This window comes from Dactylosporangium siamense (assembly GCF_016862795.1).
In the GTDB taxonomy this organism is placed as follows: domain Bacteria; phylum Actinomycetota; class Actinomycetes; order Mycobacteriales; family Micromonosporaceae; genus Dactylosporangium; species Dactylosporangium siamense.
The window spans coordinates 1-12,847 of sequence record NZ_BONQ01000046.1 but is presented as its reverse complement, the minus strand read 5'-3'; the positions used below and the strand labels follow the sequence as shown (position 1 = coordinate 12,847).

Below are 12,847 nucleotides of genomic sequence, written 5' to 3'. Positions count from 1 at the left end.
ACCGCCGTTGCCGCCGGAGTCCGACCGTCACCGCTGGCCGCCGTCGCCGCTGGCCGCTGACCCGCGAACCGCAACGACGGACCGGCAGGCGCATCGGCGAACAGGCTCCAACCCTGGCCCAGCCCCACTGGGCCGGACCGTCGCGACCGATCCCCGCCGCAGCGCGACCCGCCCGGCTACCGAGCCCGGCTACCAAGCCCGGCCAGGCCCACGACCCTACTCGTCGCGGCCCGTAGCCGGCTCCGCCTCCGTGGACAGCGGCACAGGAGGCACCGCCACCGGCTCCGGGAACGGCGGTGGCGTCCCCCCGAACGCCGGACACAGCGCCTGATGCGCGCACCACCCGCACAGCCGGCTCGGCTGCGCCCGGAAGTCCCGATCCGCGGTCGCCCGCTCGATCGCCTGCCACAGCGCCAGCAGCGTGCGCTCGAAACGCTCCAGTTCCTCCGCGTCCGGAGAGAAGTCGCAGACCTCACGATCCTTCAGGTACATCAGCCGCAACACCCGGGGCACGACACCGCGGGTCCGCCACAGCACCAGGGCGTAGAACTTCAGCTGGAACATGGCCCGCGCCTCGAACGCCTCGCGGGGCGCGCCGCCGGTCTTGTAGTCCACGACCCGGATGTCGCCGGCGGGGGAGACGTCGAGCCGGTCGATGTAGCCACGGATGACGAGCTTGCCGTCGACCTCGGCCTGGACGAACGCCTCCCGCTCCGCGGGCTCGAGCCGGTTGGGGTCCTCGACGGCGAAGTAGCCGCCGAGCAGCTCCCGGCTCGACTCCAGGAACGCCTCCGTGTCGGCGAACAGGTCGGCGAGGCCCTCCTCGGTCTCCACGAGGCGTTGCCACTGCGGCGCGACGAGCGCGGCGGCACGCTCGGGGGTGCGGGTGCCGGTCGGCTCCTCGAACAGCGCCTCGAGCACCGCGTGCACGAGGGTGCCCCGCATCTGGTCGGGCGTCGGACGCTCCGGCAGGCGGTCGATGCTGCGGAACCGATACAGCAGGGGGCACGTCTTGAAGTCGGCGGCGCGCGACGGCGACAACGTAGGCAGCGTGGTGATGGTCCCCGTCGTGGGTGGAGGCATGCGTGGAAGGTTAGGCCACGGGTACGACAGTTTTCGCGGACCGGCGTCCCGGCGCGGACTACCCGTAGCATCATGGGCAATGGACGACTACCGCTCGGCACCCGCGCCGGCGTCGTCGGCTGCCCGGACCCGGCCGCCTGAGCGCGGCTCCGGGATCCCGCTGGGTCGGCTGCTCGGCGTCCCGATCTACCTCGCCCCGTCCTGGCTGCTGCTCGCCGCGCTGATCACGCTGACGTATAGCCAGTTCCTGACCTCGCGCCGGGAGGAGCTGTCGCTGGGCACCGGCCTGGCGGTCGGGTTCGGGTTCGTGGTGTGCCTGCTGTTGTCGGTGTTGCTGCATGAGCTCGGTCACGCGATCACCAGCCGGCAGAGTGGCATCGGTGTGAGCGGCATCACTCTGGAGATGCTCGGTGGTTACACCGAGATGGAGCGGGAGGCGCCCCGGCCGGGCGTGGAGCTGTTCGTGTCGCTCGCCGGGCCGGTCGTGTCGCTGCTGCTCGGGCTGCTGTCCGGGGCCGCGGCGCTGGTCCTCCCGGCGGGTGGGATCGCCGAGACGTTCGCGTTCCAGCTGGCGTTGAGCAACATCGTGGTCGCCGTGTTCAACGCGCTGCCCGGGCTGCCGCTGGACGGCGGCCGGGCGCTGCAGGCCCTCGTGTGGAAGCTCAGCGGCGACCCCAACCTCGGCCGCCGGGTCGCCGGCTGGTCCGGGCGGCTCGTCGCGGTCGCCACCGCCGGCACCGTGATCGTGCTGTTCGCCCAGGGGATCCTCGACGGGTGGTTCGGCCTGCTCTTCACGCTGCTGGTGAGCGTCACCATGTGGGTCGGCGCCGGGCAGGCGATCCGGCACGGGAAGGTCGCCGCGAGCCTGCCGCCGTTCAACGCCAGGGAGCTGGCCAGGCCGATCGTGCCGGTCGCGGCCGTCACGCCCCTCGCCGAGGCGGAGCGGATCGCCGAGCAGTCCGGCGGGCACCACCTCGCCGTGGTCGACGGCGCGGGGGCGATGCTCGGGTTCGTGCACGGCGCGTCGGCCCGGGCGGTGCCGGCCGAGCGCCGGCCGTGGGTGCCGATCGGCGACGTCACCCGCCGGCTGGACGAGCACCACGTCCTACCAGGCGATCTTCGGGGCACCGATCTGCTGCACGCGATCCGTGACGACCCGGGCGGCGACTACCTGGTGGTCTCGGGTGAGGATGTGCACGGCGTCCTGCGCGGCGCCGAGCTGCTCTCGCTCGTCGAAACACGCCGACCCGACGGTTGGCCCACCAGCAGAAGGAATCGCACGTGACTGTGTCCCTCGACCTGCCAGTGACCCACAGGGGTCCGTTCCGACCGGGTGACCGGGTCCAGTTGACCGACCCCAAGGGCCGGATGCACACGATCGTGCTCGAGGCGGGCAAGGAGTTCCACACCCACCGGGGTGCGCTGCCGCACGACGAGCTGATCGGCGCCCCGGACGGCAGTGTGGTCACGTCGGCGGGCGGGACCGCGTATCTCGCGCTGCGTCCCCTGCTGTCCGACTACGTGCTGTCCATGCCCCGCGGCGCGCAGGTCATCTACCCGAAGGACGCCGCGCAGATCTGCGCCATGGGTGACATCTTCCCCGGCGCCCGGGTCCTGGAGGCCGGCGCTGGCTCGGGCGCGCTGACGTGCTCCCTCCTCAGGGCGGTCGGCCCGTCAGGGTCGGTGACGAGCTACGAGATGCGCGAGGACTTCGCCGCCATCGCCCGCCGCAACGTCGAGGCCTTCCTCGGCGGCCCCCAGCAGGGGTGGACCTTGCGGGTAGGTGACGTAGCCGGCTGCGAAGATGTCGGTTTTGATCGGATAATCCTAGACATGTTGACCCCGTGGGAGATCTTGCCGCTCGTGTCGCGGGCACTGATCCCCGGCGGGGTGTTCATCGGCTATGTGGCGACCACGCCACAGCTGTCGGAGCTCGTGGAGGCGTTGCGCGAGGACGGTGGCTACACCGAGCCCCGCGCCTGGGAGAGCCTGGTGCGTGACTGGCACGTCGAGGGGCTTGCGGTGCGGCCCGATCATCGGATGATCGCGCACACGGCGTTCCTCGTCAGCGCCCGGAAGCTGGCACCGGGGGTGACCGCGCCGCCGCGGCGGCGTAAACCGAGCAAGGGCGCCGAAGCATATGCGGCGCGGCGGCTGGCGGCCGCCGCGGTCGCACGGGAGGAGGAGGCAAAGGATGAGCCGTCCGAGCTTCAGTGACCTACCTGCCGTATTTCCGGACTGGTCCCCCTATCCGGACCTCGAGTCGGCGGCCAGGGCCTACCTGCGGGATCCGGACATAGCGCTCGACGCGATGGCCGGGGTGCTGCGCGGGCAGAGTGTGCTCGGTTTCACCCTCGAGCGGTTCGTCAACGACGTCAACGGGGTCTGGCAGGAGGTCGTCGTCTGCGACGGCACCCGGCTCATCCTGTGGCACGGCGAGGACATCCCGCCCGAGGAGGCGCCGCCGGGCTCGATGACGTCGTCGCTGCGGGTGGTGGCGCTGTCCGCGGTGACCGAGGTCGGCTGCCGCCGGCGGCTCAGCCGCAACCCGAACGGGCACGCCAGAGTCGACAGCGTCGATGTCTACCTGCTGCTGACCTCGCTCGACGAGGCGAACGTCGCCGCCGAGGAGGCCGGCTCGGTCATCCGCCACGACGCGTTGCGCTTCGGTAAAACTCTCGACGACGGCGGCGCCGGACAGATCGCCCGTTTGGAGGAGTTTGCCCGGCTCGTCTCTTCTCTCGTGGGCAAGCCGATGCTATGAGGCGTTCGGCCCGGCGACGGGCACGTCATCGGCCGCCCGGTGCACGTGGATGCAGTCGCCGGGGCACTCCTTGGCCGCGTCGATGACCTCGAGCCGGAGGTGTTCTGGCACGTCGACGCGGCTGCCAGGGGCCAGCAGCAGCTCGCCGTCGGGCTGCTTCACATAGGCCAGGCCATCGACGTCGAACTCGAAGACCTCCGGTGCGTACTGGACACACAGGCCGTCGCCAGTGCACAGGTCCTGGTCAACCCACACCTCAAGAGCGCTCACGCCGCAACATTACAGGGCTGGTGGAAAGCGCCTCCAGGCCGCACGATTTGTAAAAGCCCTGTGGCGCACGGGTTCGAAGGGGCCCAGACCGGCGAACAGCAGTTAGTGTTAGAGCACAACGTTCAAAGCCCCCGGGGAGGTGGGACGTGGCACGCAGCGACGACGCGGAGACGCGCGCCGCACGATGGGAGAAGGACGCCCACGATCTCTCCACGCAGGTCGCCTTCCTCCAAGAGGAACTCGCCCTGGTGCGGCGCAAGCTGACGGAAACCCCGCGACACGTGCGACAGCTCGAGGAGCGGCTCGCCGCAGCGCAGGCGCAGATTGCCCGGCTGACCGAAAACAACGAGCGGCTCGTGGCCACCCTCAAGGAGGCCCGCGCCCAGATCGTGACGCTGAAGGAGGAAGTTGACCGCCTGGCACAGCCGCCGAGCGGTTACGGCGTCTTCCTCGCCCGCCATGAAGACGGCTCTGTCGACGTCTTCACCGGTGGGCGCAAGCTGCGCGTGGCGGTTTCCCCGGCCATCGAGGTCGAGGAGCTGCGCCGAGGCCAGGAGGTCCTGCTCAACGACGCCCTGAACATCGTCGACGCGCTCGGGTTCGAGCGTTCCGGCGAGGTCGTCATGTTGAAGGAGATCCTGGAGGGTGGTGACCGCGCTCTCGTCATCTCGCACGCCGACGAGGAGCGGATCGTCCACCTGGCCGACACCCTCACCGACGCGCCCCTGCGCGCCGGCGACTCGCTCATGATCGAGCCCCGCTCGGCGTATGCCTACGAGCGGATCCCGAAGAGCGAGGTCGAGGAGCTGGTGCTGGAGGAGGTGCCCGACGTCGACTACACCGACATCGGTGGCCTCTTCTCGCAGATCGAGCAGATCCGCGACGCCGTGGAGCTGCCCTTCCTGCACGCGGAGCTGTTCCGCGAGCACCTCCTGCGCCCGCCGAAAGGCGTCCTGCTCTATGGCCCTCCCGGCTGTGGCAAGACGCTGATCGCCAAGGCGGTCGCCAACTCGCTGGCGAAGAAGATCGCCGAGCGGCGCGGCGAGGAGCGCAAGACCAGCTACTTCCTCAACATCAAGGGTCCTGAGCTGCTCAACAAGTACGTTGGCGAAACTGAGCGGCACATCCGGCTGATCTTCCAGCGCGCCCGTGAGAAGGCGAGCGAGGGCACCCCGGTCATCGTGTTCTTCGACGAGATGGACTCGGTGTTCCGGACCCGTGGCTCGGGGGTCTCCTCCGACGTCGAGAACACGATCGTGCCTCAGCTGCTGAGCGAGATCGACGGCGTCGAAGGCCTCGAAAACGTCATCGTCATCGGCGCATCCAACCGGGAAGACATGATCGACCCGGCGATCCTGCGCCCCGGCCGGCTCGATGTGAAGATCAAGATCGAGCGACCGGACGCCGAGGCGGCCAAGGACATCTTCTCCAAGTACATCCTCACCACGGTTCCGCTGCACAAGGACGACATCGCCGAGCACGGCAACTCGCCGGACGCGACGGTGGCGGCCATGATCGACGCGGTGGTCCTGCGGATGTACTCCGAGACCGAGGAGAACCGGTTCCTCGAGGTGACCTACGCCAACGGCGACAAGGAGGTCCTGTACTTCAAGGACTTCAACTCCGGCGCGATGATCCAGAACATCGTCGACCGGGCCAAGAAGATGGCGATCAAGGACTTCCTCAGCAACGGCCAGAAGGGCATGCGCCTCCAGCACCTGCTCGACTCCTGCGTTGACGAGTTCCGCGAGAACGAGGACCTGCCAAACACCACCAACCCCGACGACTGGGCCCGCATCTCCGGCAAGAAGGGCGAGCGGATCGTCTACATCCGCACGCTCGTCTCCGGTGGCAAGGGCGCGGAGGCCGGCCGGTCCATAGAGACCGCGACCAACACCGGCCAATATCTGTAGGACCGCGACACGAGCGGGCGGTGGCCTCAGGGCCGCCGCCCGTTTCGCGTGCAGAAGAGCCAGAAAAAGCCAGAAGAGCCAGAAAAAGCCGGAAGGGCCAGGCTCCGGTCCGTCGAGCGCGAGGCCCGCTGCTCCCGTCAGCGACCGGTCGGCCGTGAACGGCCTCCCTGCCAGGTCCGCCGACAGTTGCGCAGCACGCGGCCGTGGCCGGCCGCGACACGACCTGCGGTCGTGACAACCCCGTCCTCAGCCGCGCAGTGCCGCTTCGGCCAGGGTGGACTCGAGCGTCGTCAGGACCATGGACGCCTCCGCCAGCGACACGTGATGCGTGTCGGCGTAACAGGTCAGGACGGTCGCCCCGGGACCGTCGTCGGCGTGCACGAACACCCGGCTCGACGGGCTGTCCTTGAACGGCATCCAGTCCAGCGTCCGGCGGGCGAGCGCCTGCGGCAGCGACCCCGGCACCACCGCCAGGTCCGGTCCGCGCCGGTCGTTGAGGTGGAAGTCGACCCGGAACTGCGGCCCCCGCTCGGCGGCGACCCGCGCCACCAGGGACTCCTTGCCGGCCGTGTCGTAATACGCATGCTTGTACGCCGCCGTCGCGGCTCGGCGCGCTCCCTCCAGTACACCGGCGAAATCGGCATCCGCGACGTCCACGAGACACAGCCCCGGCTGAGCGACCGGCGCCACGACGTCCGCGAGCCCGGAGCGGAACCGGTTGCTGGTCACCAGCAGCATCGGCACCGGGTCGACGCCCGTGCACCGGCGCACCGCGACGGCGAACGCGGCGAGCAGCGTCGTGGCCGGGTCGGCCCCGGTCCGCTCGACCAGCATCCGGGTCGCGAGCGGGATCGCGGGGGAGACCAGCCGGCCCTTCCAGTGCCGGGGGCTCTCCCGCCGCCGGGACACGACCGGCCACGGCGGTGGCATCGTGCGCAGGACCCGCTCCCAGTGCCGCAACGCGCTGCGGCTCTGCCTGGCCCCCGCCTCCGACGCCTGCCAGCCGGCCTGCTCGAGCGGCTGCATGCCGGTGACCGGGTCCTGGACCCTCGCGGCCACCTCACGCAGCATCACCGCCGCGCCGGAGCGGTCCATGGCCAGATGCCAGATCACCGCACACAGGTGGGTGAGCCGGCCGCGGTCCCGCACGACCCCCATCCGGATCGGCCAGTCGCTGGTGAAGTCGACGGGTTCGCGGCGGTACCGCGCCAACATGCCGGCCGGGTCGTCGGTGTCGGCGACCTCCAGGACGGTCGTGCCGGCCGCCGCGACGACCTGCCGGGGCGATCCGTCGGCGGCGAACCGCAGGCGGGTGCGCAGCACCTGGTAGCGGCTCATGAGGTACCGCAGCTCGCCGGCGACGTCCTCGACGGTCGTGCCGGGCGGCAGTGGGGTCACCCCGCCGAGCGGCAGCTGCTCGCCGAATCTCGTCATCGACGCCCAGATGTCCTGCTGCCCCCATGACAGCGGCGCCTCACCGGCACCGGCGCCCTCGAAAGCGACACTGATTCGCATCTGTGGATGTTACGGGCAGCGACGTCTTCACAACAATCGGACATCGGTAAACCTGGCGCGCCGCGGTGGAGGCAGACTGTCGTACCTTGCGACTAGGGTTGTTGGCATGAGTGTGCGGCGCGTGATGGGCACTGAGGTCGAATACGGCGTGTCTGTGCCCGGCCAGCCGGGAGCCAACCCGATGGTGACGTCATCCCAGGTGGTCAACGCTTATGGCGCACGACCCGAGCTCACCAAGGGCGGCCGGGCCCGCTGGGACTACGAGGAGGAGTCCCCGCTGCGTGACGCGCGCGGGTTCACCTACTCAGGCGCCCTCTATGACCCGGCGGAGGCCCTCGCGGACGAGGATCTCGGCCTGGCCAACGTGATACTGACCAACGGCGCCCGACTCTATGTCGACCACGCCCACCCGGAATACTCCACGCCGGAGTGCACCAACCCGCGTGACATCGTGCTGTGGGACAAGGCCGGCGAGCGGGTGATGGCCGAGGCGTCCCGCCGGGCGGCGACGATCCCCGGGACGCTGCCGATCCACCTGTACAAGAACAACACCGACAACAAGGGCGCCAGCTACGGCACGCACGAGAACTACCTCATGCGCCGGCAGACGCCCTTCGCCGACATCGTCATGCACCTCACCCCGTTCTTCGTCACCCGGCAGATCGTGTGCGGGGCGGGCCGGGTCGGCATCGGGCAGGACGGCTCCGGCCCCGGCTTCCAGATCTCCCAGCGCGCCGACTTCTTCGAGGTCGAGGTCGGCCTGGAGACGACGCTGAAGCGGCCGATCATCAACACCCGCGACGAGCCGCACGCCGACGCCGACAAGTATCGGCGCCTGCACGTCATCATCGGCGACGCCAACCTGTCCGAGATCTCCACGTACCTGAAGGTGGGCACCACCTCCCTCATCCTCGCGATGATCGAGGACAAGGCGCTGTCCGGCGACCTCGGCATCGCCGACCCGGTCAGCGAGCTCAAGGCGGTCAGCCACGACCCGTCCCTGCAGCACCTGATCCGCATGCGCGACGGCCGCCGCCTGACCGCGCTGGACATCCAGTGGGCGTTCTACGAGCGGGCCAGGGCCTATGTGGACTCCCGGCAGGGCTCCGACGTCGACGAGCAGACCGCCGACGTCCTCGAGCGCTGGGAGAGCGTCCTGGACCGGCTCGGCCGCGACCCGATGCTGTGCGCCGGCGAGCTGGACTGGGTCGCGAAGCTCCGCCTCCTCGAGGGCTACCGCGAGCGCGAGTCGCTGGGCTGGTCATCGCACAAGCTGCAGCTCGTCGACCTGCAGTATTCCGACGTCCGCGCCGAGAAGGGCCTCTATCAGCGCCTGGTCGCCCGCGGTTCGATGGCGACGCTGTTCACCGAGGACGAGATCCAGCGCGCGATCGTCGAGCCGCCGGACGACACCCGGGCCTATTTCCGTGGTCGCTGCCTGGCCAAATACCCCGCTGAGGTGGTTGCGGCCAGCTGGGACTCGGTCATCTTCGACGTGGGCCGGGAGTCGCTGGTGCGGGTGCCGATGATGGAGCCCGAACGAGGGACCAAGAAGCACGTCGGTGCACTCTTCGACAAATGCCCGAGCGCGAAGGATCTGCTGGAAGCGATCACTTCCGGGTAAGTTCGATGCAGCGGTTGTTTGGTGGTCCCCCCGAGGAGGATGAGACATGGCTACGAGGGATACGGGCGGGCAGTCCCAATCCGGTAAGTCCCGGCGCGACGAGGAAGAAGACGTCGCCGCGCCCGAGGTCAACCCGGAGACAGCCGAGCGGGTCGAGCAGTTGGGTGAGGACGTCGACGACCTCCTCGACGAGATCGACTCGGTGCTCGAGGAGAACGCCGAAGAGTTCGTCCGCGGATACGTGCAAAAGGGCGGCCAGTAACCGTCACTGAGAAGGTCCCGTCGGTCCGGACGCATCCGGGCCGACGGGCGTATTGTTTGGTCAACTACAGTCGATCATCCTGTGAAGGGAGCTCCGTTGCCGACGGGTCTTGACCACTCTGGGCGTCTGCCGGCCGCGTTCCACGCCGCGGGGACCTCGTCGTTCAGCGAGTTCCTGTCGGCGGTCGCGCCCGAGATGCTCCCGGGTCGCCGGCCGCTCCCGCCGGGGATGGCCGCAGACGTGAGCGCACACGCCACCACGATCGTCGCCATCACCTGCGCCGACGGCGTGCTCATGGGCGGCGACCGGCGCGCCACGATGGGCAACCTCATCGCCCAGCGGGACATCGAGAAGGTCTTCGCCGCCGACGCGTATTCGCTGGTCGGCATGGCCGGCACCGCGGGCTTCGGCCTGGAGATGCTGCGGCTGTTCCAGGTCGAGCTGGAGCACTACGAGAAGATCGAGAGCACCATGCTCTCCCTGGAGGGCAAGGCCAACCGGCTCGCCACCATGGTCCGCAACAACCTCGGCGCGGCCATGCAGGGCCTGGCCGTGGTGCCGCTGTTCGCCGGGTTCGACGTCGACGCCAAGTCCGTCGACAAGGCCGGCCGCATCTTCAGCTTCGACGTCGCCGGCGGCGTCTACGAGGAGCGCGGCTACGACTCGATCGGCTCCGGTTCGCTGTTCGCGAAGTCGTCGATGAAGAAGCGGTACAAGCCCGGCATCACCACCGCCGACGCCGTGAAGATCGCCGTCGAGGCGCTCTACGACGCCGCCGACGACGACACCGCGACCGGCGGGCCCGACCTGCTCCGGGGCATCTTCCCGGTCATCATGACCGCGACCGTCGAAGGCACCCACCGGCTCACCGACGACGAGGTCCGCGCGGTCGCCGAGGCGGTCATCGCCGAGCGCGCCGACAACCCGGGCGTCTGAGCCCTCTCTCTCACCCAGCTCCCACGTCAGAAGGAGAACCCGCCCCGTGGCCATGCAGTTCTACGCCTCGCCCGAGCAGATCATGCGGGATCGCTCGGAATACGCGCGCAAGGGCATCGCGCGTGGTCGCAGCGTCGTGGTGCTCAGCTACGAGGGCGGCGTGCTCTTCGTCGCCGAGAACCTGTCGACCGCCCTGCACAAGGTCAGCGAGATCTACGACAAGATCGGCTTCGCCGCCGTCGGCCGCTACCCGGAGTTCGAGAACCTGCGCTCCGCCGGGGTCCGCCTCGCCGACCTGCACGGCTACTCCTACGGCCGGCGCGACGTCACCGGCCGGCAGGTCGCCAACGCCTACGCCCGGACCCTCGGGGCGATCTTCACCCAGGAGCAGAAGCCCTACGAGGTGGAGATCTGCGTCGCCGAGGTCGGTGCCACCGCCGAGGACGACGAGCTCTACCGCATCACGTATGACGGCTCCGTCCAGGACGAGCCCGGCCTCGTCACCATGGGCGGCCAGTCCGACACCATCTCCGGCGCCGTGAAAACCAGGCTGCGGCCCGACCAGACGCTCGCTGAGGCACTCAAACTGGCGGTTGAGGGTCTGAGCAGCGTGGGCGGCGAAAACGGCCAGCCGCGCAAGCTGGCGGCCAACCAGCTGGAGGTCGCCGTCCTGGACCGGCACCGCCCGGGCCGCACGTTCCGGCGCCTGACGGGGCTCGCCCTCACCGCCATCCTCGAGGACCCGGCGAAGAGCGTCACCCCCGAGGAGGGCCTCGAGGACAAGCCGCAGCCCCCGGCGTCGCCGAACACCCCGGCGGACAACGCCAGCGGCCCGACCGCCTCCACCGACGAGGACGACAAGCCCGCGGCGGAGTAACCACCCCGCGACAGCGAACCACCGCACGACCAGGCCGGGGTCCCAGCGTCCAGCTGCCCCCGGCCTCGCCGTGTCTGCCCCTGGCCCCGCTGTGCTGCCCCCGGCCTCGCCGTGTCTGACCCTGGCCGCGTGTCTGGGTCGTGTCCGCTGTCTTGGTGTTCGAGTGGCCGGGTGGCGCCTTGGATCACGAACGATCCGGCGCATCCGCCGCGGCGTCTCGGTGAAAGCGCGGGAGGCGTCCGCACGCCCCCACACCCCTTTCACGCTTTCCGGCGGACATCCGTGCGACGTCCCGTCCCAGGCCCTCGGCCGACGCTGGCACGGTGCCCGCTCGCGACGTCCGTCGCCTGCCACGCGGGGTCGAGCGGTCGAGCCGGTGGGCGGGCTGATTTAGGTTGTGCACGGGCGGTGCGGACAGCCGGCCCGCGGCTTCGATCACCAGGAAGATCCGCTTCCGGCGGGGGGACAAGCAGGCGAACAGGCTGATCCGGGGCCTCGGCAGCGCCGGATCGTGTGCCGGGCGTCGTTGCCGGATTTCCTCCACAACCGGAAGGATCCCCGGCTCCCTGACCCCGGACATCGTTCCGCTTGTCGCGTCACCGTCCGCTGGCTCGACGGTGCGGACCGGCCGTCCCGACGGGCCGCGAGACGACTTCGCTCCAGCCGTGAGCAGGTGTCGCGGCCGCGTGCGCGGGCCACGGCACGGAACGGCGGTGTGGCCGAAGTGCAGCGGGTCTGCCATCAGGCTGCCTGAAGCGGGCGGGCCGCACAGCCGTACACCACTCCGTGGACGCGACCCGTGTCTGCCGGGTGGCTGGCGCGCTGTTCTGCGCCGCCTGTCCTGCGCGTCCTGTTTGTGCTCATTTCCCGGACCCGCTGGACGGTCGTGTCGTAGACGGAAGTCTGACGCGCGTCGTACATTGGAGGCATGCCGTACCGCTGGTGGCCGGCAACGCTCGCGGCGCTCGTCGGGATCACCGACGCCGAAGTGCTTCAAGCGTTGAACGCCGAACGGCGACGCCCCCTTCCGGGCTTCGCACTCGGCATCCCGGCCCTCAGCATCTGGGCACGCACCGACACGGGACGACCTCTCATCGTCGTCGTGAAGCAAGAAGGCCAGTTCAGCTGGGGCATCCTCGGAGCACGGGACATGACCCCCGACGAGCTCGCCGAGTATGAGAAGTGGGAGGCGAGCGCAGCATGAACACCGACCCGCTCAGCGAGCAGCAGATGGACGCCATGGTCGCGGCCGTCGCCGCCGGAGAGTTCACGTTCGACCGGGCCGCGCCGGTCCCGGCACTGCCGCCGAAGCCCGACGCCGAGGTCATGGCCGTCTACTCGATGCGCCTGCCGTCCGACGTGGCACAACGCCTCGCCGCGGTCGCGAAGAGCAAGGGCGTGAAGCCGTCGACCCTGATGCGGCAATACGTGGAATGGTGTCTCGCGACGGAGATCAGCGACCGCCCGATCTCGCTCACCGACGCCGTCCGCGCCCTCACCCAGCTCCGCCCCGCCGCCTGAGCCCAGCACCGGACGGCTCCCGCAGCGCGACGAGGCTGTGCACCAAGGCGGAGGTGCAGTCGTCACCCCCCCCCCGCCAGGC

Annotated in this window: 13 protein-coding genes; 10 read left to right on the top strand and 3 right to left on the bottom strand. The window is 69.9% G+C overall.

Going from position 1 to position 12,847, the window contains the following annotated elements; translation table 11 throughout:
* Positions 1-216: 216 nt before the first annotated feature.
* Positions 217-1,083, bottom strand: coding sequence for a RecB family exonuclease (locus Dsi01nite_RS14595; protein ID WP_203846669.1), 867 nt, complete (start codon positions 1,081-1,083; stop codon positions 217-219).
* Positions 1,084-1,252: 169 nt separating this feature from the next.
* Here Dsi01nite_RS14595 and Dsi01nite_RS14590 point away from each other — a divergent pair, with 169 nt between their 5' ends.
* The 3 genes from Dsi01nite_RS14590 to Dsi01nite_RS14580 are packed head-to-tail and all read left to right on the top strand — an operon-like array spanning position 1,253 to position 3,847.
* A complete protein-coding gene (locus Dsi01nite_RS14590; protein WP_203846673.1) occupies positions 1,253-2,368 on the top strand; it encodes a M50 family metallopeptidase in 1,116 nt (371 codons plus the stop codon).
* Complete coding sequence (locus Dsi01nite_RS14585) at positions 2,365-3,300, top strand: tRNA (adenine-N1)-methyltransferase (RefSeq protein ID WP_275423365.1); 936 nt, start codon at positions 2,365-2,367, stop codon at positions 3,298-3,300. The genes Dsi01nite_RS14590 and Dsi01nite_RS14585 overlap by 4 nt, the downstream gene beginning before the upstream one ends.
* Positions 3,278-3,847, top strand: a complete 570-nt coding sequence (locus Dsi01nite_RS14580; RefSeq protein WP_033362888.1) for a hypothetical protein — start codon at positions 3,278-3,280, stop codon at positions 3,845-3,847. Before Dsi01nite_RS14585 ends, Dsi01nite_RS14580 begins: the two co-directional genes overlap by 23 nt.
* Here the strand turns inward: Dsi01nite_RS14580 and Dsi01nite_RS14575 are convergent.
* Positions 3,842-4,117 carry a ferredoxin gene (locus tag Dsi01nite_RS14575; protein ID WP_203846668.1) on the bottom strand — a complete coding sequence of 92 codons (276 nt, stop codon included), beginning with the start codon at positions 4,115-4,117 and terminating at the stop codon, positions 3,842-3,844. The genes Dsi01nite_RS14580 and Dsi01nite_RS14575 overlap by 6 nt on opposite strands.
* 146 nt (positions 4,118-4,263) lie before the next feature.
* Between Dsi01nite_RS14575 and arc the strand changes: the two genes are divergently transcribed.
* Positions 4,264-6,030, top strand: a complete 1,767-nt coding sequence (gene arc / locus Dsi01nite_RS14570) for a proteasome ATPase (protein ID WP_203846667.1) — start codon at positions 4,264-4,266, stop codon at positions 6,028-6,030.
* Positions 6,031-6,276: 246 nt separating this feature from the next.
* Here the strand turns inward: arc and Dsi01nite_RS14565 are convergent, their stop codons facing one another.
* Complete coding sequence (locus Dsi01nite_RS14565; protein ID WP_203846666.1) at positions 6,277-7,545, bottom strand: condensation domain-containing protein; 1,269 nt, start codon at positions 7,543-7,545, stop codon at positions 6,277-6,279.
* 106 nt (positions 7,546-7,651) lie between these two features.
* Between Dsi01nite_RS14565 and dop the strand changes: the two genes are divergently transcribed.
* From dop to Dsi01nite_RS14535, 6 genes are all read left to right on the top strand, one after another.
* Positions 7,652-9,169, top strand: coding sequence for a depupylase/deamidase Dop (gene dop / locus Dsi01nite_RS14560; protein ID WP_345003839.1), 1,518 nt, complete (start codon positions 7,652-7,654; stop codon positions 9,167-9,169).
* A gap of 46 nt (positions 9,170-9,215) precedes the next feature.
* Positions 9,216-9,431 carry a ubiquitin-like protein Pup gene (locus tag Dsi01nite_RS14555; protein WP_033362892.1) on the top strand — a complete coding sequence of 72 codons (216 nt, stop codon included), beginning with the start codon at positions 9,216-9,218 and terminating at the stop codon, positions 9,429-9,431.
* A 96-nt stretch (positions 9,432-9,527) separates the two neighbouring features.
* The gene (gene prcB / locus Dsi01nite_RS14550; protein WP_239135893.1) at positions 9,528-10,367 is read left to right on the top strand and encodes a proteasome subunit beta; all 840 of its coding nucleotides are present in this window, start codon (positions 9,528-9,530) and stop codon (positions 10,365-10,367) included.
* 46 nt (positions 10,368-10,413) lie between these two features.
* Entirely contained in the window at positions 10,414-11,244 is an 831-nt protein-coding gene (gene prcA / locus Dsi01nite_RS14545) for a proteasome subunit alpha (protein ID WP_203846665.1), read from the top strand.
* 928 nt (positions 11,245-12,172) lie between these two features.
* A complete protein-coding gene (locus Dsi01nite_RS14540; protein WP_203846664.1) occupies positions 12,173-12,448 on the top strand; it encodes a hypothetical protein in 276 nt (91 codons plus the stop codon).
* Complete coding sequence (locus Dsi01nite_RS14535) at positions 12,445-12,765, top strand: hypothetical protein (RefSeq protein WP_203846663.1); 321 nt, start codon at positions 12,445-12,447, stop codon at positions 12,763-12,765. The genes Dsi01nite_RS14540 and Dsi01nite_RS14535 overlap by 4 nt, the downstream gene beginning before the upstream one ends.
* Positions 12,766-12,847: the final 82 nt, after the last annotated feature.

What these genes read in the sequence shown, in the direction of transcription:
- Dsi01nite_RS14595 (WP_203846669.1), bottom strand. Translation starts at nt 1,083, where the DNA reads ATGCCTCCACCCACGACGGGGACCATCACCACGCTGCCTACGTTGTCG.
- Dsi01nite_RS14580 (WP_033362888.1), top strand. Translation starts at nt 3,278, where the DNA reads ATGAGCCGTCCGAGCTTCAGTGACCTACCTGCCGTATTTCCGGACTGG.
- Dsi01nite_RS14565 (WP_203846666.1), bottom strand. Translation starts at nt 7,545, where the DNA reads ATGCGAATCAGTGTCGCTTTCGAGGGCGCCGGTGCCGGTGAGGCGCCG.
- dop (WP_345003839.1), top strand. Translation starts at nt 7,652, where the DNA reads ATGAGTGTGCGGCGCGTGATGGGCACTGAGGTCGAATACGGCGTGTCT.
- Dsi01nite_RS14555 (WP_033362892.1), top strand. Translation starts at nt 9,216, where the DNA reads ATGGCTACGAGGGATACGGGCGGGCAGTCCCAATCCGGTAAGTCCCGG.
- Dsi01nite_RS14540 (WP_203846664.1), top strand. Translation starts at nt 12,173, where the DNA reads ATGCCGTACCGCTGGTGGCCGGCAACGCTCGCGGCGCTCGTCGGGATC.
- Dsi01nite_RS14535 (WP_203846663.1), top strand. Translation starts at nt 12,445, where the DNA reads ATGAACACCGACCCGCTCAGCGAGCAGCAGATGGACGCCATGGTCGCG.